The sequence below is a fragment of the Nonomuraea sp. NPDC049269 genome, from assembly GCF_043197155.1.
Lineage (GTDB): Bacteria > Actinomycetota > Actinomycetes > Streptosporangiales > Streptosporangiaceae > Nonomuraea.
This window is the reverse complement of sequence record NZ_JBICSO010000006.1, coordinates 666,707-685,741: the sequence shown is the minus strand read 5'-3', so window position 1 is coordinate 685,741 and position 19,035 is coordinate 666,707. Positions and strand designations below refer to the sequence as shown.

The 19,035-nt window shown below is 65.5% G+C and carries 20 protein-coding genes and 1 pseudogene; 11 read left to right on the top strand and 10 right to left on the bottom strand.

All coding sequences use genetic code 11. The features are described from left to right. The 5 genes and pseudogenes from hutU to ACGFNP_RS35090 all read left to right on the top strand — a co-directional run. Entirely contained in the window at nucleotides 1-1,674 is a 1,674-nt protein-coding gene (hutU, locus tag ACGFNP_RS35110) for a urocanate hydratase (protein ID WP_393325990.1), read from the top strand. A 35-nt stretch (nucleotides 1,675-1,709) separates the two neighbouring features. Continuing rightward, nucleotides 1,710-2,864 (top strand): allantoate amidohydrolase, encoded by a 1,155-nt coding sequence (locus ACGFNP_RS35105; protein WP_393326279.1) that lies wholly within the window; start codon nucleotides 1,710-1,712, stop codon nucleotides 2,862-2,864. After that, a complete protein-coding gene (locus tag ACGFNP_RS35100) occupies nucleotides 2,861-4,231 on the top strand; it encodes a formimidoylglutamate deiminase (protein WP_393325987.1) in 1,371 nt (456 codons plus the stop codon). The genes ACGFNP_RS35105 and ACGFNP_RS35100 overlap by 4 nt, the downstream gene beginning before the upstream one ends. A 20-nt stretch (nucleotides 4,232-4,251) precedes the next feature. Then, nucleotides 4,252-5,436 carry an imidazolonepropionase gene (hutI, locus tag ACGFNP_RS35095; RefSeq protein ID WP_358332062.1) on the top strand — a complete coding sequence of 395 codons (1,185 nt, stop codon included), beginning with the start codon at nucleotides 4,252-4,254 and terminating at the stop codon, nucleotides 5,434-5,436. Between the two features lie 252 nt (nucleotides 5,437-5,688). Then, nucleotides 5,689-5,874 (top strand): annotated as a pseudogene (locus tag ACGFNP_RS35090) (IS5/IS1182 family transposase); the annotation flags it as partial. A 219-nt stretch (nucleotides 5,875-6,093) separates the two neighbouring features. Here ACGFNP_RS35090 and ACGFNP_RS35085 read toward each other — a convergent pair. Then, a complete protein-coding gene (locus ACGFNP_RS35085; protein WP_358332059.1) occupies nucleotides 6,094-6,936 on the bottom strand; it encodes a LysR substrate-binding domain-containing protein in 843 nt (280 codons plus the stop codon). Between the two features lie 147 nt (nucleotides 6,937-7,083). Between ACGFNP_RS35085 and ACGFNP_RS35080 the strand changes: the two genes are divergently transcribed. Both ACGFNP_RS35080 and ACGFNP_RS35075 read left to right on the top strand, forming a co-directional pair. Then, nucleotides 7,084-7,803, top strand: a complete 720-nt coding sequence (locus ACGFNP_RS35080; protein ID WP_358332056.1) for an SDR family oxidoreductase — start codon at nucleotides 7,084-7,086, stop codon at nucleotides 7,801-7,803. Nucleotides 7,804-7,995: 192 nt separating this feature from the next. Beyond that, a complete protein-coding gene (locus ACGFNP_RS35075; protein WP_393325983.1) occupies nucleotides 7,996-8,349 on the top strand; it encodes a hypothetical protein in 354 nt (117 codons plus the stop codon). Between the two features lie 93 nt (nucleotides 8,350-8,442). On the opposite strand, the gene ACGFNP_RS35070 is transcribed toward ACGFNP_RS35075, so the two are convergent. Further along, nucleotides 8,443-8,736 carry a hypothetical protein gene (locus ACGFNP_RS35070; RefSeq protein WP_393325980.1) on the bottom strand — a complete coding sequence of 98 codons (294 nt, stop codon included), beginning with the start codon at nucleotides 8,734-8,736 and terminating at the stop codon, nucleotides 8,443-8,445. A 512-nt stretch (nucleotides 8,737-9,248) separates the two neighbouring features. Continuing rightward, on the bottom strand, nucleotides 9,249-9,917 hold the full coding sequence (locus tag ACGFNP_RS35065) for a MarR family transcriptional regulator (RefSeq protein ID WP_393325977.1): 669 nt from the start codon (nucleotides 9,915-9,917) through the stop codon (nucleotides 9,249-9,251). A gap of 162 nt (nucleotides 9,918-10,079) precedes the next feature. Between ACGFNP_RS35065 and ACGFNP_RS35060 the strand changes: the two genes are divergently transcribed. Genes ACGFNP_RS35060 through ACGFNP_RS35050 form a run of 3 tightly spaced genes read left to right on the top strand, consistent with a single transcriptional unit; the run spans nucleotide 10,080 to nucleotide 12,966 of the window. Next, entirely contained in the window at nucleotides 10,080-11,288 is a 1,209-nt protein-coding gene (locus ACGFNP_RS35060) for a cytochrome P450 (RefSeq protein WP_393325974.1), read from the top strand. Then, nucleotides 11,285-12,211 (top strand): ATP-binding cassette domain-containing protein, encoded by a 927-nt coding sequence (locus ACGFNP_RS35055; RefSeq protein WP_393325971.1) that lies wholly within the window; start codon nucleotides 11,285-11,287, stop codon nucleotides 12,209-12,211. Before ACGFNP_RS35060 ends, ACGFNP_RS35055 begins: the two co-directional genes overlap by 4 nt. 23 nt (nucleotides 12,212-12,234) lie before the next feature. Beyond that, entirely contained in the window at nucleotides 12,235-12,966 is a 732-nt protein-coding gene (locus ACGFNP_RS35050) for an ABC transporter permease (protein WP_393325969.1), read from the top strand. Nucleotides 12,967-13,160: 194 nt separating this feature from the next. On the opposite strand, the gene ACGFNP_RS35045 is transcribed toward ACGFNP_RS35050, so the two are convergent. The 3 genes from ACGFNP_RS35045 to ACGFNP_RS35035 form a co-directional block, all read right to left on the bottom strand. Next, a complete protein-coding gene (locus ACGFNP_RS35045) occupies nucleotides 13,161-13,289 on the bottom strand; it encodes a hypothetical protein (protein ID WP_393325966.1) in 129 nt (42 codons plus the stop codon). A gap of 162 nt (nucleotides 13,290-13,451) precedes the next feature. Further along, nucleotides 13,452-13,718 carry a hypothetical protein gene (locus tag ACGFNP_RS35040; RefSeq protein ID WP_393325964.1) on the bottom strand — a complete coding sequence of 89 codons (267 nt, stop codon included), beginning with the start codon at nucleotides 13,716-13,718 and terminating at the stop codon, nucleotides 13,452-13,454. A gap of 538 nt (nucleotides 13,719-14,256) precedes the next feature. Then, complete coding sequence (locus ACGFNP_RS35035) at nucleotides 14,257-14,439, bottom strand: hypothetical protein (protein ID WP_219527887.1); 183 nt, start codon at nucleotides 14,437-14,439, stop codon at nucleotides 14,257-14,259. A gap of 175 nt (nucleotides 14,440-14,614) precedes the next feature. On the opposite strand from ACGFNP_RS35035, the gene ACGFNP_RS35030 reads away from it, so the two are divergent. After that, entirely contained in the window at nucleotides 14,615-14,860 is a 246-nt protein-coding gene (locus ACGFNP_RS35030; RefSeq protein ID WP_393325961.1) for a GntR family transcriptional regulator, read from the top strand. Between the two features lie 223 nt (nucleotides 14,861-15,083). Here ACGFNP_RS35030 and ACGFNP_RS35025 read toward each other — a convergent pair whose 3' ends face one another. From ACGFNP_RS35025 to ACGFNP_RS35010, 4 genes are all read right to left on the bottom strand, one after another. Next, a complete protein-coding gene (locus tag ACGFNP_RS35025; protein ID WP_393325958.1) occupies nucleotides 15,084-15,302 on the bottom strand; it encodes a hypothetical protein in 219 nt (72 codons plus the stop codon). A gap of 194 nt (nucleotides 15,303-15,496) precedes the next feature. After that, on the bottom strand, nucleotides 15,497-15,766 hold the full coding sequence (locus tag ACGFNP_RS35020; protein WP_393325955.1) for a hypothetical protein: 270 nt from the start codon (nucleotides 15,764-15,766) through the stop codon (nucleotides 15,497-15,499). A gap of 291 nt (nucleotides 15,767-16,057) precedes the next feature. Beyond that, the gene (locus ACGFNP_RS35015) at nucleotides 16,058-16,300 is read right to left on the bottom strand and encodes a hypothetical protein (protein ID WP_393325953.1); all 243 of its coding nucleotides are present in this window, start codon (nucleotides 16,298-16,300) and stop codon (nucleotides 16,058-16,060) included. 375 nt (nucleotides 16,301-16,675) lie between these two features. Continuing rightward, complete coding sequence (locus ACGFNP_RS35010; protein ID WP_393325951.1) at nucleotides 16,676-17,902, bottom strand: DUF262 domain-containing protein; 1,227 nt, start codon at nucleotides 17,900-17,902, stop codon at nucleotides 16,676-16,678. Nucleotides 17,903-19,035: the final 1,133 nt, after the last annotated feature.

Sequence of the window (19,035 nt, the reverse complement as noted above, 5' to 3'; positions counted from 1 at the left end):
ATGGACCAGAGCAGCGGTCCGCGCCCGGTTCGGGCTCCACGTGGCACGACGCTCAACACCCAGGGATGGCAGCAGGAAGCCGCCCTGCGGATGCTCATGAACAACCTCGACCCCGAGGTCGCCGAGCATCCCGACAAGCTCGTCGTGTACGGCGGCACCGGCAAGGCGGCCCGTGACTGGCGCTCCTACGACGCGATCGTCCGCACACTCGGCACGCTGAAGGCCGACGAGACACTGCTCGTGCAGTCGGGCCGTCCCGTGGGCGTGATGGAGACACACGAATGGGCGCCGCGCGTCCTCATCGCCAACTCCAACCTGGTCGGAGACTGGGCCACGTGGCCGGAGTTCCGGCGGCTGGAGCAGCTCGGCCTGACCATGTACGGGCAGATGACGGCCGGCTCCTGGATCTACATCGGCACCCAGGGGATCCTCCAGGGCACCTACGAGACGTTCTCGGCCGTGGCCGCCAAGAAGTTCGGCGGCTCGCTGGCCGGGACGATCACCCTGACCGCCGGCCTGGGCGGCATGGGCGGCGCCCAGCCGCTGGCCGTCACCATGAACGGCGGGGTGGCCATCTGCGTCGACTGCGACCCGCGTTCCGTGGACCGGCGCATCGAGCACCGCTATCTCGACGTCAAGGCGTCGTCGCTGGACGAGGCGCTGCGGCTGGCCTACGAGGCCCGTGACGCGCGCCGGCCGCTGTCCATCGGCGTGGTCGCCAACGCGGCGCAGGCCGTACCGGAGCTGCTCGCGCGTGGCGCGGAGATCGACATCGTCACGGACCAGACGTCGGCGCACGACCCGCTGATGTACCTGCCGATCGGTGTGGCGTTCGAGGACATGACCGCCGAGTCGGACAAGGACCCCGAGGGCTTCACGACCAGGGCTCGGGAGTCGATGGCCAAGCACGTCGAGGCGATGGTCGGCTTCCAGGACGCCGGGGCCGAGGTGTTCGACTACGGCAACTCGATCCGGGGTGAGGCCCAGCTGGCTGGTTATGCGCGGGCCTTCGACTTCCCCGGCTTCGTGCCCGCCTACATCAGGCCGCTGTTCAGCGAGGGCAAGGGGCCGTTCCGCTGGGCGGCGCTGTCGGGCGACGCCCAGGACATCGCCAAGACGGACCAGGCGATCCTGGACCTGTTCCCGGAGAACGAGTCGCTGGCCCGCTGGATCCGGTTGGCGGGGGAGCGGGTCCACTTCCAGGGCCTGCCCGCGCGCATCTGCTGGCTCGGGTACGGCGAGCGGGACAAGGCCGGCGACCGGTTCAACGACATGGTGGCCCGTGGCGAGATCTCCGCCCCGCTGGCCATCGGCCGTGACCACCTCGACTGCGGTAGCGTCGCCTCGCCGTACCGGGAGACCGAGGCCATGCTCGACGGCTCCGACGCCATCGCCGACTGGCCGCTGCTGAACGCCATGGTGAACGTGGCCTCCGGCGCGTCATGGGTCTCCATCCACCACGGCGGAGGCGTCGGCATCGGCCGTTCCATCCACGCCGGGCAGGTCACGGTCGCCGACGGCACCGCGCTCGCGGGCGAGAAGATCCGCCGGGTGCTCACCAACGACCCGGGCATGGGCGTCATCCGGCACGTCGACGCCGGCTACGACCGGGCCACGGAGGTCGCCCAGGAGCGCGGCGTACGGATCCCGATGCGTGAGGGCGACGACGCGTGATCGATCCTTCGCAGGTTGAGGGCAATTTCCGGGGGATGTGGCGCGAGCTCCTGCCCGTCGGTCGGTATGACGCGACCGGCGGATATCGCCGCCATGCGTGGAACGCGGCCGACGGCGAATGCCGGGCCTGGTTCAGGGAGCAGGCGCTGAAGCGGGGTCTGACCTACGAGGTCGACCGGAACGGCAACCAGTGGGCTTGGTTCGGCGACCCCTCGGCGGGGGACGCCATCGTCACTGGCTCCCATTTGGACTCGGTGCCTGACGGGGGAGCGTATGACGGGCCGCTCGGCGTCGTGTCGGCGTTCGCGGCCCTGGACGCGCTCCGGGATCGGGGCACCGCTGGTGGCGGCCGCCGCCCGCTCGCGATCGTCAACTTCGGTGACGAGGAGGGTGCAAGGTTCGGCGTGGCCTGTGTCGGGTCCCGGTTGATGGCGGGGGTTCTGGAGCCGGGTCACGCGCGGTCTCTCAGGGACCAGGACGGCGTCCTGCTCGGCGACGCGATGGAGCGTGCGGGGCACGACCCCGCCGCGATCGGTCGTGATGACGAACGGCTCGCGCGTATCGGCGCTTACGTCGAACTCCACGTCGAGCAGGGTCGGAACCTGGGCGACGCCCCCGTCGGCGTCGCGTCGGCGATCTGGCCGCACGGCCGGTGGCGCTTCGACTTCCACGGAGAGGCCAACCATGCGGGCACCACCCGTCTAGAGGACCGTCGCGACCCGATGCTGGCCTACGCCGCCACGGTCCTGAACGCTCGCGAGCAGGCGAGGCTCGCCGGGGCGCTCGCCACCTTCGGGAAGATCTCCGTCGAGCCCAACGGCACCAACGCCATCGCCTCCCGTGTGACTGCTTGGCTGGACTCGCGGGCCGCTGACTCCGCCACTCTCGACATGCTGGTGAAAGAGATCATTCACCAGTCGGGGGCGGAGGTCACCCGCGAGTCGTTCACCCCGGTGGTCGAATTCGACCGGTCGCTCAGGGACCGTCTGGCCGCTCGGCTTGGCGGGGTTCCCGTTCTGCCGACCGGGGCGGGGCACGATGCGGGCATTCTCGCTTCTGCCGTTCCCACGGCCATGCTCTTCGTACGGAACCCGACCGGTGTCTCGCACTCCCCGGCCGAACATGCCGAGGAGACCGACTGCCTCGCCGGGGTCGCTGCTTTGGCCAGCGTCCTGGAGGACCTGCTGTGAACGGCCGATTCTGGGCGAGGTACGCGTGGACCGGCGCGTTGGAGTCCGGCGTGCTCATCGAGGTTTCGGGGGGCCGTATCGCCTCCCTCCAAGCGGGTAGCGCTCCCGGCGACGCCGTCGTCCTGGACGGCCTGGTCATTCCGGGGCTGGCCAACGCCCATTCGCACGCCTTCCACCGGGCGTTGCGCGGAGCCACGCAGCTCGGCGGCGGCACCTTCTGGACCTGGCGCGAGACCATGTACCGGGTCGCGGCGGCTCTCACCCCCGACGAGTACCTGGAGCTGGCGCGGGGGGTCTACGCCGAGATGGCCCTCGCGGGGATTACCTGCGTCGGCGAGTTCCACTACCTTCACCACGCGCCCGGAGGCGTCGCCTACGACGACCCGAACGCGATGGGCGAGGCGCTCATCGAGGCCGCCGCCCAGGCCGGCATCCGGATCACCCTGCTCGACGCCTGCTACCTCTCGTCGGGGTTCGGCGCTCCACCGGACGAGACCCAGCTCAGGTTCAGCGACGGCTCAGGCGAGGCATGGGCCGAGCGGGTTAGCGGGCTGAAGGAGCGCGAGCACGCCCGCGTCGGCGCGGCCGTCCACTCGGTCCGAGCCGTTCCGGCCGACCAGCTCGGGGTGGTCGGCGCTTGGGTGGCGCAGCGGCATGCCGCACCGATCCACGCGCACGTGTCAGAGCAGCCCGCCGAGAACGAGGGCTGCCTGGCGGCATACGGCGTCACGCCCACGCGCCTGCTCGCCGACCACGGGCTGCTCGGGCCGCGTACCACCGCCGTACACGCCACACACTTGACCCCGCAGGACATCGCGCTGCTCGGCGACTCCGCCACCACGGTGTGCATGTGCCCCACGACCGAACGCGATCTCGCCGACGGCATCGGACCCGCTCTTGAGGTGCAGGCCGCGGGATCGCCGCTGTCGCTCGGCAGCGACAGCCAGGCCGTCATCGACCTGTTCGAGGAGGCTCGGGCAATGGAGCTGAACGAGCGGCTGCGCACCCGTCGTCGTGGTCACTGGACGGCGGACGCGCTCCTGCGTGCCGCCACCGCCGACGGCCACGCGTCCCTGGGCTGGCCGGAGGCGGGCACACTGAAAGTCGGCGCGCTCGCCGACCTCGTCACGGTCTCCCTCGACTCGGTCCGGACCGCGTCCCTCGGCTCCGTCCGGACTGCAGGCCTCGACTCCGTCCGGACTGCGGGCCCGCCGCACGGTCTGGAGACCGCCGTCTTCGCGGCCACCTCCGCTGACGTCAGCGACGTCGTCGCGGGCGGCCGAGTGATCGTTCGGCGCGGCGTCCACCAGCTCGTTCCCGACGTCGCAGGCGCGCTGCGGCAGGCTCTCGCGCGGTTGGCGACATGACTCACACGGTTGGTGGCACGATGGGAAGCCTCCTGATCACCGGGATCTCCACGCTGGTCACCAACGACCCCCTGCTGGGTGAGGGCCCGCTCGGGCTCATCACGGACGCCGCCGTCGTCATCTCCGGCGGCTCGGGCGTCTCCGGTGAGGAGATCGCCTGGGTGGGGCCGGCTTCGCGGGCTCCGGCGGCGGATCGGATGTACGACGCCGACGGCCGAGCCCTGCTCCCCGGCTTCGTCGACTCCCATGCCCACCTGGTCTTCGCGGGTGACCGTACAGCCGAGTTCGACGCGCGGATGCGCGGCCTGCCCTACACCGCAGGCGGGATCCGCACGACCGTGGCGGCCACCCGCGCGGCGAGCGATGAGGAGCTGTCGGCCGGGGTAGCCCGCCTGGTGCGCGAGGCACTGCGCCAGGGCACCACGGTCATCGAGTGCAAGTCAGGCTACGGCCTTACCGTCGAGGACGAGGCCCGCCTGCTACGCATCGCCGCAGAGCACACCGACGAGGTGACCTACCTCGGCGCGCACGTCGTACCGGCCGAGCACGACCCCGATGCGTACGTGGAGCTGGTGACCGGCGGGATGCTGGACGCTTGCGCTCCCCATGCTCGATGGGTGGACGTCTTCTGCGAGCGAGGGGCCTTCGACGGGGACCAGGCGCGGGCCGTACTGGAGAGTGGCATGACGCGTGGCCTCGTGCCCAGGATCCACGCCAACCAGCTCAGCTACGGACCAGGCGTCCAACTCGCCGTCGAACTGAACGCCGCCTCCGCCGACCATTGCACCCACCTCACCGACGCGGATGTGGACGCCCTTGCCTCCGGGACTACGGTCGCGACTCTGCTGCCGGGGGCTGAGTTCTCCACCAGAGCCCCTTACCCGGACGCCCGTCGCCTTCTGGACGCGGGCGTGACGGTGGCACTGTCGACCGACTGCAACCCCGGGTCCAGCTTCACCACCAGCATGCCGTTCTGTGTCGCCCTGGCGGTCCGGGAGATGGGCATGACTCCCGACGAGGCGGTATGGGCGGCGACACTGGGTGGAGCGCGGGCGCTGCGGCGCGACGACGTCGGCCGGATTGTGGTGGGTGCGCGCGCCGACCTGATGCTGCTGGACGCTCCCTCCCACATTCACCTGGCCTATCGACCGGGCGTCCCGCTCGTCTCCGCCGTCTGGCAGCGCGGCCGCCAAGTGGTGGCCTAACCGGCTCCACCCAGGACTCGCACGTCGCGCCGACGTCCGGCTGACAGTGCGGAGACGAGCGCCCTCCAGATAGTGCGGCGACCGGAAAGGTTCACCGGGTTGCTCGCCAGTCGACGTGGTCAACTGAGCGCCGAGCGATGGCGAGTAAGAGGCCGCGCGGATAGGCCGTTGGGGTGGGGCGGGAAGTAACAGAAGCACGGAGCCTCAAGATCATCGAGGTGCATGCGCTCGGTAATCAGAACGAGGTCGTCCGTGCCTGTCCTGCCATCTTGGCTTCTCGAACCGCTGTGGGTTCAGTTCGAAGCCCTCCTGCCCGACCGGCAGACCTACGCCGCCTCGCATCCGCTGGGCTGTCACCGTCGGCGGATCGCCGACCGGCTTGTGTTCGACAAGCTGATCCAGGTGCTGCGGTTCGGGTGCTCGTATGATGCGATCGCCGTACGTAGTTTGATTCGCCGGTCCTGGACCACCCATCGCTGGGACGACCGCCCACACCGGCGCCGCTGAAGATCAGCATTCCAGTGCAAGCTTTAGTGCTCGGGCCGCGCCCGGACATAAGGTGAGCAGCACGAGAACACAACTCCTCGGACAAAGCGGTGCCCGAGCGGCCCCGCGCAGCGAACTGGCGAAGGAGCGGACATAGATCGGCCCGGTGCGTCAGGTGTCGGTGAACCGCCCCGGATAGTGGGCGTTGGCGCGGGCGGCGCGGGAAAACGCAGTTATCAGTGGTGAGCGGCGGGCCGCGTCCCAGGCGAGGTTGACCTGGTCGGGTTCTATGTCGGTGACGGGAACGTAGGCGATGTCGGGGCGGGTGTAGTAGGCGGCGATGGACGCCGGAAGGAACATGATTCCGTGCCCGGCCGCGATGTGCTCGAATTTCTCTTCCACGGTGCGGATTGGGGTTCCGGACGCGCCGATATCGAGGTAGCGAATGTGCGTTTCACCGGCGAGGTCGGCGGCGGCCAGGGACTCCTTCCCCGCCAGCGGATGGTCCGCGCGGAGCGTGGCCAGCCGGGCTTCGGTGTACAACGGGGACAACTTCAGTCCTGTCTGGGCGATGGGCGGCCGTATGTAGGCGATGTCCACCGTTCCGTCGAGGATCACGTCGGCCTGGTCGTCCCATTCGATGTGCCGTACGTCGACGGTGACGTCGGGGTACTCGGCGGTAAACGCCCGCACCGCCGACGTGACAACGATCCCGGTGCGGAACCCGACAGCGAGGCGACGCGGTCCGCGGGCGGCACGGCGGACCCGCCGGCGGGTGGCCTCGGCGGCGGTGAGCAGGTTCCGTGCGTCGTCGAGGAGCTGTCGGCCCGCCTCGGTCAGGGAGACGCCGTGGCTGTCACGGACGAACAACTGCGCGTCCAGGTCGTGCTCCAGGGACCGGATCTGCCGGCTCAGTACTGGCTGGGCGATGTGCAGATCCTCGGCCGCGCGGCTGAAGTGCAGCCGCTCGGCGACGGCCACGAAATAACGCATCTTCCGCAGATCCACGTCCATCGTCGACCTCCCGTCACTCGATGGCGATGTCTTGAGGGTATCGCCGCGGGGCGAAGAGGTCTTGGACAGTCAGGTCAGTCGGGCCGCACCCTTGATTGCGCCGGACCTCATCCGGGTCATGGGCAATCGAGTCATAGGGGAGCTGACATGAGCTTGATCGGAAAGCGGATCGTGCTGGTGGGCGGAACGTCGGGTATCGGGCTGGCGACTGCTGAGGCCGCCGCACGCGAGGGTGCGCAGGTCGTTGTCGCCTCCCGCAGGCGGGCCAGTGTCGACGGGGCGCTCGCTCGGCTGCCCGAAGACGCCGAAGGCCACGTGCTCGACGTGACCAGCGAGGAGCAGGTCCGTGACGTCTTCCACCGGATCGGCGCCTTCGATCACTTGGTCTTCACCGCCGGTGAGACGCTCTTGGTCGAGGAACTCGCTGTGGCCAGCGTCGAGCGGGCCCGCCGGTTCCTAGACATCCGCCTGTGGGGGGCGTACACGGCGGTCAAGTACGGCAGCCCCGCGATCCGAGAGGGCGGTTCGATCGTGCTGACCACGGGAGTCGCCGGCCGCCGGCCGCACAAGGGCTTCACCGCGGCGGCGAGCTTGTGCGGCGCCATGGAGGCGCTCACCAGAGCCCTCGCCGTCGAGCTCGCACCGATCCGGGTGAACGTCGTCTCACCCGGTGTCGTCCGCACCGACCTGTGGAGTGACATGCCCGAAGCGGACCGCGACGCCATGTACAAGGCCATGGCAGAGACGCTCCCTGCCGGACGAGTGGGCGAGCCCGACGACATCGCGGAGACCTACCTCTACCTGATGCGCGGCGGCTTCAGCACCGGCTCGGTCGTCATCGTCGACGGTGGCACCGTCTTGGTCTGACCACGGGCAAGCTGCGGGGACGGGCGGCACCATGCCGGATCGGCGCCGCCCGTCGCGAAGCCAGCAGCAACCCGATGATCTTAAGGCCCCAGCCTCTGTGCCACTTCCCCTGACCAAGCCGCCAATCCGCGCGAGCTCTAAGCCTAGAGAGCTGTGAACCTTGAGGTTGCAGCGAACATTTAAATGCACATGATGAAGACCTTTGCTCTGGGCCTGGTGGCCGCGGCAGTCACGGGAGCGCTGCTGACCCACCCCGCCGAGGCGTCCGTCAAGCAGTACTCCCACCCCTGCCAGGGAGTCAGCCACTGCCAGAACGAGAAGACTGACGGTGAGGAGTGGATGGTGATGACACCGAAGAAAAACTGGAAGAAGGTCATCTATCGCTTCCACCACCTCACCAAGCAGGCACGCTCGGTCTGCGGCAGCGGCAGCGGCACCGGCAAGAAGCTGCACATCGCGATGATCCTCACGGCTCCCGGCAGTTCCAAGAGTAAGACCGTCGAGATCGAGGCCTCGGGACGCACCCCCCGGAAAGACTGCTTCTAGCCTCTATAAACGCCAGATCATCTATTGCCCAGGCGAAAGCCCGAGGCCAGTGCGGTGATCGGAAGCCGATGTGCCTTCGCTGGAATTGCGCAGTTAGCGGGCGCGCGTGCTCGGGCTTGTTCGATCTTTGCTTATCAGCGCCTCCCAGAAGGCGCCCACGGGTACGGTGACAAGGGCCAGCCACGGGCTCAACGCCAGTAGCAGCGATAGTCCCACCTGCACCAGCGTGTTCCGGCCGAACCCGAGTACGCCGTGCTCGTAAGAGTGTGGCTCCGAACGGCCCGCCCTGGCCTGCTCCTGGTCGAGCGGAGACGGGCGAAGGATCACTCTTCCGCCGTACAACGCGAGGGCGAGCAGCACGTTGAGAAGCTGAACGCCGAGCCCCAACCAGACAGCATCGCGAGGGCTGTACGCCCTGGAGCGTGACCACGCCCAGGCGAGCGAGCTCAATGAGGATGCCGGCCCTCAGGTTCAAAACCGTGGTCGCGGGGCCGGCAAGGCTGGGGTCTGACAGATCCGATGACAGCCTCCCGGGCAGGAGGACCAACAAGGCCGGCGCCAGTATGGCCAGGACGGCCAACCCCAGGCCCCATAACAGCGCAGGCCAGGAGAATCCCAGCAAGATCGCGGTTGCGACGCCGAAAACGAGGAGCGGGGCCGCCTCTGTGACCGCTTTGCTCTTCAGCCGGGCCTGCGCCTGGCCCCACTGCCACGAATGACTCTGTGGCGCGAGTCCCATTTATGCCTCCTCGGCCGCAGACTACCGATCTCAAGGGGAGACGATCTAGACGGGACCCGGGTTCCCGCACGACCCCGATGCGTACGTGGAGCTGGTGACTGGGCCGATGCCGGACGCCTGCGCTCCAAGCCGTCAAGTTGCGATCAATCCGCTGGGCCGATCACGACAGCAAGCCGCGCCAACGCTTGGCCGACTCCAGCGTGTCCAGGCTGATCCGCTCCAGGAACGCCCCGCCCTTGGCCAGCCGGCGCCCCACGGGTGTGTCGAGCCCGATCGTCTCCGCCGCCGTCTTCGCGGCCGCCGCCGCCTCGAGCGACTGCTGCGAGCTGATCACCATCGAGTGGTACCAGGTGTCGTCGTCGACCACGTAGATGTCGCGACGTCGCTGCGGATCGCGCTCGCGCCTGATCACCCCCTGCTGGATCAGGTAGCCCACGGCCATGGAGACCGAGGCCGGGCTGACCTTCAGCCTGCGCGTCAGCTCGGCCACGGTGAGCCTGCCGTCCTCGCTCAGCCACAGGCTGAGGAGCACACGCGCCATCATCTTCGGCAGCCCCATCCGGACCACCATCTCGATCATCTCGTCTCCCACCTCGCCCGCGTTGCCGTCCGACGGCCCGGCTGTGGATAGGGGAGTCGGTGTGCCGCGCCGCGCCCGGCGCTCAGCCGCCCGGTGCGCTTGCTCGGGCCGGTAGCCGCCGGGGCCGCCGTTGCGGCCGACCTCCCGGGTGATCGTCGAGGTCGGCCGGTCGAGCCGCCTGGCGATCTCGGCATAGGCGAGTCCTTCTGTGAGGCCGGCTGCGATGCGCTGACGGTCTCGTTGGGTCAACCTTCCTCCTGGCATGACGCCATTGTTGCCTTCGCGGCCATCGATTGCAACGAATCATTGCGTTCGGCCCCAGCGTCATTGCATTGATTTTCTGGCTTTTACCTGCACTAATGCACTTCTCCAGATTGACATCTATTCTGAATGCAACGTAGCTTTCAAGGCATGTCGAACACGTACTATCGTGATGAGCCGGTCGCCCCGTCCTTCGACCGCGCGCCCGCCTGCCCCTTCGACCCCGCCCCCGAGGTCACCGCCCTGCGCGCCGAGCAGCCGATCGCCCGGCTGGCCGCGCCCGAAGGCGCCCCCGGCGTCTGGCTGGTCACCGGCTACGGGCTGGTCCGCCAGATCCTCGCCGACCCGCGCTTCAGCTCCCGCTACGAGACCCAGTACTTCCCGATGGCCGGCGGGCATCTGCCGCCCGCCCCCGTCGGCGATCTGACCGGCATGGACGCGCCCCAGCACACCCGCTTCCGCAAGATCCTGGCAGGCAAGTTCACCGTCCGCAGGATGAACCTGCTCACCGAGCGAGTCACCGAGATCACCCGTGAGCGGCTCGACGCGATGGAGCGACAGGGGCCGCCCGCCGACCTCATCGAGGTCTTCGCCCGGCCGGTCCCCGCCCTGATGATCTGCGAGCTGTTAGGCGTGCCGTACGAGGAGCGCGACCAGTTCCAGACTGAAACGCGGACCCTCTCGGACGCCCCAGAGCCCGAGGCGCAGTACGCCGCCTTCATCGAGCTCGGCAAGTATCTGCAGGACCTGGCGCTCGCCAAGCGCGCGAAGCCGACCGACGACCTGCTCAGCGACCTGGCCACCGGCAGCGACCTGACCGACGAGGAGCTCGGCGGCGTAGCCGCCTTCCTGCTCGGCGCCGGTCTCGACACCACCACCAACATGCTCGCGCTCGGCACCTTCGCCCTGCTGCGAAACCCGGCGCAGCTCGCCGCCCTGCGCGACGACCCCGGCCTGGCCGACAGTTCCGTGGAGGAGCTACTGCGCTACCTGTCCATCGCCGCCACCGGCATGCGCGGCGTCCTGGAGGACGTCGAGCTCGGCGGCACGCAGCTCAAGGCCGGCGACACGGTCTTCATCGCGCTCAACGCCGCCAACAGGGACCCGGACAAGTTCGCCGACCCCGACATGCTCGACCTGCGCCGCTCGGCTGCCGGGCACCTCGCGTTCGGCCATGGCATCCACCAGTGCCTCGGCCAGCAGCTCGCCCGCGTCGAGATGCGCGTCGCCTTCCCCGCGCTGCTCACCCGATTCCCGACGCTACGGCTCGCCGTACCGGACGAAGAGGTGCCGTTGCGCACCGACCCCGCGCAGATCTACGGCGTACGCAGCCTGCCCGTCACCTGGGACCAGGCGTGAGCGCGATCTCAGTGACGGGACTGCGTAAGTCGTACGGCTCGCACCGCGTCTTGGACGGTATTGACCTCACCATCCCGCAGGGCACGATCTTCTCCCTACTCGGCCCCAACGGTGCGGGCAAGACCACGGCCGTGCAGATCCTGTCCACCCTGATCAAGGCCGATGCCGGCGAGATCTGGGTGGCCGGGCACGACCTGGCCAGAGAGCCCGACAAAGTGCGTGCCGCGATCGGCGTCACCGGCCAGTTCTCCGCCGTGGACAGCCTGCTCACCGGCGAGGAGAACCTGCGGCTCATGGCCGACCTACTCCACCTCGGCCGTTCCAGAGGCCGCACGCGCTCCCGCGAACTGCTGGAGCGCTTCGACCTCATCGACGCCGCAGACAAGCCGGCGGCCACCTACTCGGGCGGCATGCGCCGCCGGCTCGACCTCGCCATGACCATGGTCGGCACGCCCAAGCTCATCTTCCTCGACGAGCCGACCACGGGCCTGGACCCACGCAGCCGCCGTACCATGTGGCAGATCGTCAGGGACCTGGTCCAGCAGGACGGCGTGACCATCTTCCTGACCACGCAGTACCTGGAGGAGGCCGACGAGCTCGCCGACCGCATCGCCCTGCTCAGCCAGGGCGAGCTGGTGGCCGAGGGCACCGCGGAGGAACTCAAGCGGCTGGTCCCCGGCGGCCACGTCGTCGTGCGCTTCGCCGACGCCGACGGCTACCGCAGGGCGGCGCCCCACGTCGGCGCCACCTCGCGTAACGATGCGGCGCTCACCGTCCAGATCCCCAACTCCGGCGGCGTCAAGACGCTGAAGAAGCTCCTGGAATGGCTGGACAACCAGGCCGTCGACGTCGCCGAGTTGACGGTGCACACCCCCGACCTGGATGACGTCTTCCTCACCCTGACCAAGGAGCCTTCCCGATGAGAGCGGTCACCGACTCGGCGACGATGCTGCGTCGCCAGGTCAAACACATCTGGCGCTACCCGTCGCTGGTCCTCACGTTCGCCGGCGTTCCGGTGGTGTTTCTGCTGCTGTTCGTCTATGTTTTCGGCGGCACCATGGGCGCGGGCATCGGGGGTGACCGCGCGGCCTACGTCGGCTATCTCACCCCCGGCATCATGATCACGACGATCGCGGGCGCGGCGCAGGGGACCGCGATCTCGGTGGCCACCGACATGGCCGAGGGCATCGTCGCCAGGTTCAAGACCATGGCCATCGCGCGCGTCTCGGTGCTCACCGGGCACGTGCTTGGGGCGATGGTGCAGACGTTCATCGCGATCGCGGTGGCGACGCTGGTGGCCGTGCTGATCGGCTTCCGCCCGGCTGCCTCGGTGCTGGACTGGCTTGGTGTGGTCGGGGTGCTGGCCATGTTCACATTCGCCATTACGTGGCTGTCGGTTGCGCTCGCCATGGTCTCCAAGAGCGTCACCACGGCCAGTAATCTGCCGATGCCGCTGATGATGCTGCCGTTTCTCGGCAGCGGTTTCGTACCGACCGAGTCGATGCCGACGGGATTGCGGTGGTTTGCCGAGCACCAGCCGTTCACTCCTGTCATCGAGACTCTGCGTGCTCTGCTGGCTGGGCGTCCGGCTGGCTCCAGTTTTGTGGAGGCGGCCGTTTGGAGTGCGGTCATCGCCCTGGGCGGATACCTGTGGGCACGGAGGCTCTACAACCGATGAGAGTTGCCGTCTGGCTGGGCACTGGCCACGCCCTTGCCTGGGGTGTCGGCCCTCCGAGCAAGATCCCGATCGGCCAACGGCACGCGCGCCAAGTCTGTCCCCTCCCGCGTCCGTCGATCGGCCGATCGAGTGAGCGGTCAAGGACGTCCTCTTCGGGTGGACACGGAAGGCTCACGCCGGCGTCATGTCCTTGATCACCCGAAATTGCGGAAGCTGACGTCGACCAGAAACAGGCACAGGAGTACCGCCAGGCCAAGGACAGCGAAAATCGACAGCATGACGGCGGTGACCACCAATCTGTCTTTCCACAGCTTCGATATCACCGCCCCATGATCTCATGGGACGAGTACGCCTTGATGATCACACTGTGCGCGGCATTCTCGTCGGCCTGTACCCACGAACCCCAGGCGCGAATGGCCGCTGCTACCGGTCGCGGTGGAATCCATGGGCATCCTCACCTTTGAGGTAATGGCCTCATCACGTACTCAATCTCGTCCAACGGCGCTGTCCGCTACCACGGCAGCAGATCGCAGGTCGTTCCAGTGATATCCGCAGTTCTCCGCGGGAAGGCCCTCGAACGTGTGCAGAGGATCAATTTCCAGGTCGCACAATCGCTGCTCTTGCGAAAGCGCGTGGTGGGCCAGGGCCTTGTTCATGGCGCTCGTCACGTCAGTCGCCTCCACGACCCAGGTGTAGGGCGCCTCTCCGTCGAATTGCTCCGTGCCGGCGATGGTCAGCGTGAAGGTCTTCATCTCTTCTGGCTCCTTCGGTATTTCGGCGTGCAGCACCATGCGGGCGGAGAGCCCAGGTGGATCGGACTCTCGCTTTGGCGAAGACGGGTCAGCGGGCACTCTTTACAGGGGAGTGGGACTCGATCTTCGAGCCCGTGAGCCAGGCTGCGCCCCTGAGCACGAATTCCGGATTGGTCCCGATCAAGGACTCGCACTTCGTTTCCGCAGACGCGGCGGACGAGCCCAGGGAGGCGTCCGCCGCGCTCCGCTCACCGGGCCTCGCCTTGGAGGATCTGATCGAAGGTACGTTTGGCGACTGCGTTCAACGTCCACGCGGTTTCGCGGACGGTGCCCTTCTCTCGGTCTGTACGACGGACGAAGCCCTGGCCGGCGGCGGCGCACAGTTCGTAGGTCGTTCGGCGGCACTCGCAGGTGTGTGAGATCACGCGGATACGCTGAGCCCGCTGGGTCGGTTCGTACCAGGTCAGCTCCGCATGGCCCGGCTGGGGCGACGGGACGTGCGGACCATGGAAGTCGGGGATGATCTCATTCCGCCATGTCACCAAGTCCGCCCCTCGAAGATCTCGACGAGGTTCTTGAGCGCGATGTCGACGCGAGCCATGACGAGTTCGCGGATGTGATCGCCGCCTGGAGGCAGCCGGTAGCCGTGCTTCTCGAGTACGGCTTGGATCTCGGCTGTCAGGCAGGACCCGAATCGTAGGTCTGTGATTGGGTTACCCATGGGTCGGACCTCCCGTGTCCGATCAAGGGCCCGTCTTGGCGTTTGGGTCGCGAGGACGGGCCCGACTCCCTTGAAGGACTTGCAGTGCTCAGGCTAAAGCAAACGTCTGCAAACGTCTGCCTCTGATTGCGAACGTGGGCGAGTGATGGGCCACGGATGCGGACATTTACGGTCTATGTTCATGACGATCGACCATGAGGGGCCGGTACCGCTCTATCGCCAGCTCGCAGACCTGCTGCGGACACAGATCGCGGACGGCACACTCCCGCCCAACCGGCCGATCCCGACCGAGCAGAGGTTGATGCACGAGCACGAAGTGGGCCGCGACACCGTCAGAAAGGCCATCGGCATCTTGCGCGAAGAGGGTTTCGTCATCGCGATCCAGGGCCGCGGAACCTTCGTGGCGCCCCGTGAGAGCTGACCTGAGCAGTCCTGATAACCACAGAGGAGGGACTTTCAAGCACTTGAGCGTCGCCCGTGGCTCCGGGATGAAGGCCCAGAGGTACGTAGGGCCGTACGAGCTGGACACTGACGAGCCGTGCGCGGAGCGGTGCAACTCAACAAGGCAGGGGTCTCACGGCGCGTCATCGTCTTCCGAATGCCGACCTGACGCTGCTGGACGCTCCTTCCCACGTCCACCTGGCCTATCGACCGGGCGTCCCGCTCATCTCCGCCGTCTGGCAGCGCGGCCGCCAAGTGGTGTCCCAACCGACTCCCCGTAGGACTCGCACGGTCGCGACGATGTACAGCTCTTCGTTGAAGTAGTGGAAGCCGAAGCGGATCCGCCCACTCAGGGCGGTGGCCCGCACGCCGTGCTCGCGCAGCCGTAGGGCGAGGTGGTCGGCCTGGTCGGTATGGAGCACGACGATGTGGGATTCCGATCCGTCCGTTCACCCGCCATAGGCCGATCGCCTACCCGCCTTAGGCCGATCGCCCGCGCCTGGTCGGTCAGCCGCCCCCGTGCGCCGAGTGGCGGCGCCGGCGGTGTCGAGCCGGACTGTCGAACGGAGTGCGGGGAAGAGCTCCCGGAACCGGGCCGAGGTGATCGGGCGGGAGATCACCGCCGCGGCACCGCGGCCATGCCCTCGATCTCGACCGTCAGCTCAGGAGCGGCCAGCGCGGCCACCACTGCGAGCGAGTGGGCGGGCCAGTTACCCTCCGGGTACCACCTGGCGAACCGGAGCGGGTGCACTCCGGGGGTGCCGTGTACGGGTCGCTGCTGGCGGCTTCCGTGGTCGCCGGCTCTGCGGCGGAGGGCGGGCCGCCGTCCTCGGCGGATCTGGTGATTCTGCTGATCTGTACGGGGGTGGTGTTCTGGATCACCCATGTCTACGTTCAGGTCGTAAGTTCCGGATATCCCGCCAAGCCCCTTACCTGGGGAGCCTGCGGGCGGTGGCCAGGCGCGAATGATCGCTGGCACAGGCTTCATTTTGGCCGTCCATAGCCGACGCTTTGGCGTCTGGGCTGTGAGGGGCTTTTACCTGGGAGTCGACAAGGGGATCAAGCCCCTTGCCTGCTGTTTACAGCAGCATAACAGCGGCCTTAGTAAGAGATATACTCAGCGGCGCGCGCCGTAAATGCAGAGCGAAGGCTGAAGCACGGATTCAGCATCTCTCCTTCAGTCATTCATGCAGGCCTCTTCAATAGCCTTATCGAGCGGATCGAGAAGGGCAACTATGGATAGAACTCTGTCCCACTCCCGTACAGGCTCGACCATAGATTTTGCGCGGTTTATCTTAAGGTGCGATGCGCGATTTCTCACATCACTAAGATCGTCTAATCGATTCAGTAATTCCTGATTGAAATCCTCCTCCTTTAATCCAAGAGGGATTAATAATTTCCGCAAGTCGCCACTATCCATGCCGTGACTCTTGCGTGTCGATTGAATGTAGGAATCGTGGACCTTATCGAGAAAATCATGATCAGTAAATATCTCGTTCCGAGAGAGTGGGATTGACCTCGAAAATTTTCTTAGAACGTACCAAATTACAAGGGCATGACCTGTTCGCGTCGGCTGGGATCGCTTAATTCTAGCGACGCCGACTGTCGCTGCACTTCGACAGCGCTCTTCGATAAATTCTTCTAGCGCTGCATTAGCGAGTAGTACGAAACTGAGTGCCATTCTATGATCTTTGCGAGAGTACGCCCCATAGTCTTGGCTTTCCACAATCAGATCCGACCTAAGATCAGTAAGAGACTGATTAAGCGCCGCCAGCTCACGAGAGGCCACGGCTAGCTATTCACCCCTCAGCTCTAGAAGGGTCCGGGCTCTACGCATAATGGGTAGTTCAACATTGAGGATCTCTTGGACTTTTGATCCGTAGCGCAGGATACGCCCTGCCGTAGCACTTTCAGTCTTGGTGGTGGACTTTATGCTGTCCTGGAACTTCAGGTCTTCGATGCAGAGGATTTCGAATGCTTTTCTGAGTTCGCCAGACTTTTCCGCAATTATCTCCTGGCTAATTCCCGATGATGAGAATGTAGCACACATAAGATCGAAAACCGCTACGTTGAATCGCTTGATATATTCTTTCGTAGTGTCATTTTCTTCGTATCGATAGAAGGCATTATTTCCGAATACGGAGAATGTGTAGTCTATTGCTCGCTCGCAGGATACGGCCAGCGATTCATACTGGCTTGCGCGAGAAGTCCATTCACGATTGCCCTGAACGCATGTCTCATCGAGGAACTCGCGGAGGTTTCCTGCGTAGTCTTCGATATGGTCCTGGAATGCCACAGCGCGAAGCAGCATTTCGGCATCACGCATCCGGAAGTCCGGGTTCTTAAGGCGTCGAGCGCGTCTAATGGCAACGCTGTCGGCAGATCGATTGTTGATCCAGACGGTGAAGTCGCCAGGGAAAAGTGCTTGGCGTAGCTCTTGAGGTGAAAGAGGGACGCTATATTGATTGAGCCTGACGAAAATCTGATAGAGGACAGCCGGCTTGCCCCAGTTTCTAACCACCATAGTCCTCACCGGCTGAGCGAGAAAGCTTTCAAGCCAGTCTTGGCCGCCCTCAATTTTCTGCATTCTAGCGAATGACTTGCCTTTGAATTGTGTAAGGAACTGCAATTTACTCAGGGTGAGCGCCTTGAATTGTTCATTCGGGCTAGCGAACTGTTTCATAGTAACGAGGCGCTGTTTTCCGTCAAGAACTATGAATCGGCCTTTATGCCCCCTATCTTCCGCAAGAACAATCTGAGGTACTGGAAGGCCGAGCATTAGGGACTCAATATAAAGACTCTTGCGAGTGCTATTCCACGCATCGCGCCGCTGAAAGGCTGGATTGATGTCGAAGGTAGTGCCAATCTTCTCCAGCAAAGATTGGACGCTCCAGTCCAGGGTATATATTACGACGTCTGCGACATCCTCTGCGGTTAGAGCGTCTTCATTGACTTCGTTTTCGTCGAGCTCCTCCTCGGCAAACTCATCGAACAGCTCATCGCGCCCGTCGTTTTCGCTCATTTTGTCCCCTAGTGTCGTTTTTCATCTATTCACCTAAGGCTCGTCATGGCATTCTAGCCGCTGCAGCTGAGACAAGTTGGTTGATTTCGCCTCGAAGAACCTCACAGTGGTCTTTGTGGAGGGCTAACCAGAGCTCAGCCCAAGAGCGGTTGACTCTGTGCTCGATTGCCCGCCGTATCGGCAGCTGGGCCGACCAGTCGCTACGCAGCAGCAGCCACTCCAGGCACGGTGTAGCCGATGTGGAACCATGTGGCCGTTCCGTGTTTTGATCCGCATCAGCGTTCGGCGCTGGTCGGCGGAGCCATGCGTGAGCGGACCGCACACCAATTCGGCCTGCAAGCGGCGAACTGCGCAGGGCTAACCTTGAGCAAGGACGGAGGCTCCTTGGAATGCAATGCCTGGGCGCCGTTCTTCCGCTAGGCTCGCCGCCACTGTTCCACCGACCGCTCAGTGTTGGCCCGCAGTCGGCGCGTGCTCACTATGTTCTTCTCGCCTTGTGCGAATATCTCGGCCGCTTCCAGCAGTGCTCGTTCTCGGTGCTGCCATTCTCGAGCGGTGAAACCACTACCTTGCGTGATCACATACGCTCGACATGCCGGACGGATCAACGCTCGCCAAAACCTACTGCGGACAAGTGGTGGTAATTAGCAGAGGCGTTGGGTTCGGTTAACCAATAATCTGGAATATCGCAGCCCCTGCCACGACGCATCCGTCATCCCAGTAGTCTTATGTGTGATCTGGCTTCACAACCACATCCAGTCTAGGCAGCAACGGCCCACTGGGTTCCCCAATAGTTCGCGGCTCAGATTGGACTTGCAGCTCAACACCGAAAAAGACTATTGATCCTGCGAACTGCTCATTGAGTCGTTTTAGAGCACGGCGGTGCTCGGGTCTAAGCGGATACGGGACTCGCCAGCTTGCTCCTGCTGATATCCAAATGATCACATCAGCCTGGTATTCGCAGGCATACAGCACGATCTGCCCAAAGTGTCCGTGATCGCTTGGTCCAAACTGATTCTCGATGATCACGGTTCGCCCGGCATCGTCTCTGGCGACAATGTCAGCCCGAAAAGGGCCTATAGGAACCTCGCGAGTAACGAACTCCAGGGTCCTCCCCAGCTTCTGTCCCAGTA

Bases quoted from the DNA above. Each gene is read 5' to 3' on its own strand.
- hutU (WP_393325990.1), top strand. From the start codon at position 1: ATGGACCAGAGCAGCGGTCCGCGCCCGGTTCGGGCTCCACGTGGCACG.
- ACGFNP_RS35105 (WP_393326279.1), top strand. From the start codon at position 1,710: ATGTGGCGCGAGCTCCTGCCCGTCGGTCGGTATGACGCGACCGGCGGA.
- hutI (WP_358332062.1), top strand. From the start codon at position 4,252: ATGGGAAGCCTCCTGATCACCGGGATCTCCACGCTGGTCACCAACGAC.
- ACGFNP_RS35085 (WP_358332059.1), bottom strand. From the start codon at position 6,936: ATGGACGTGGATCTGCGGAAGATGCGTTATTTCGTGGCCGTCGCCGAG.
- ACGFNP_RS35080 (WP_358332056.1), top strand. From the start codon at position 7,084: ATGAGCTTGATCGGAAAGCGGATCGTGCTGGTGGGCGGAACGTCGGGT.
- ACGFNP_RS35075 (WP_393325983.1), top strand. From the start codon at position 7,996: ATGAAGACCTTTGCTCTGGGCCTGGTGGCCGCGGCAGTCACGGGAGCG.
- ACGFNP_RS35060 (WP_393325974.1), top strand. From the start codon at position 10,080: ATGTCGAACACGTACTATCGTGATGAGCCGGTCGCCCCGTCCTTCGAC.
- ACGFNP_RS35050 (WP_393325969.1), top strand. From the start codon at position 12,235: ATGCTGCGTCGCCAGGTCAAACACATCTGGCGCTACCCGTCGCTGGTC.
- ACGFNP_RS35040 (WP_393325964.1), bottom strand. From the start codon at position 13,718: ATGAAGACCTTCACGCTGACCATCGCCGGCACGGAGCAATTCGACGGA.
- ACGFNP_RS35035 (WP_219527887.1), bottom strand. From the start codon at position 14,439: ATGGGTAACCCAATCACAGACCTACGATTCGGGTCCTGCCTGACAGCC.
- ACGFNP_RS35030 (WP_393325961.1), top strand. From the start codon at position 14,615: ATGTTCATGACGATCGACCATGAGGGGCCGGTACCGCTCTATCGCCAG.
- ACGFNP_RS35020 (WP_393325955.1), bottom strand. From the start codon at position 15,766: ATGGGTGATCCAGAACACCACCCCCGTACAGATCAGCAGAATCACCAG.
- ACGFNP_RS35015 (WP_393325953.1), bottom strand. From the start codon at position 16,300: ATGGATAGTGGCGACTTGCGGAAATTATTAATCCCTCTTGGATTAAAG.
- ACGFNP_RS35010 (WP_393325951.1), bottom strand. From the start codon at position 17,902: ATGAGCGAAAACGACGGGCGCGATGAGCTGTTCGATGAGTTTGCCGAG.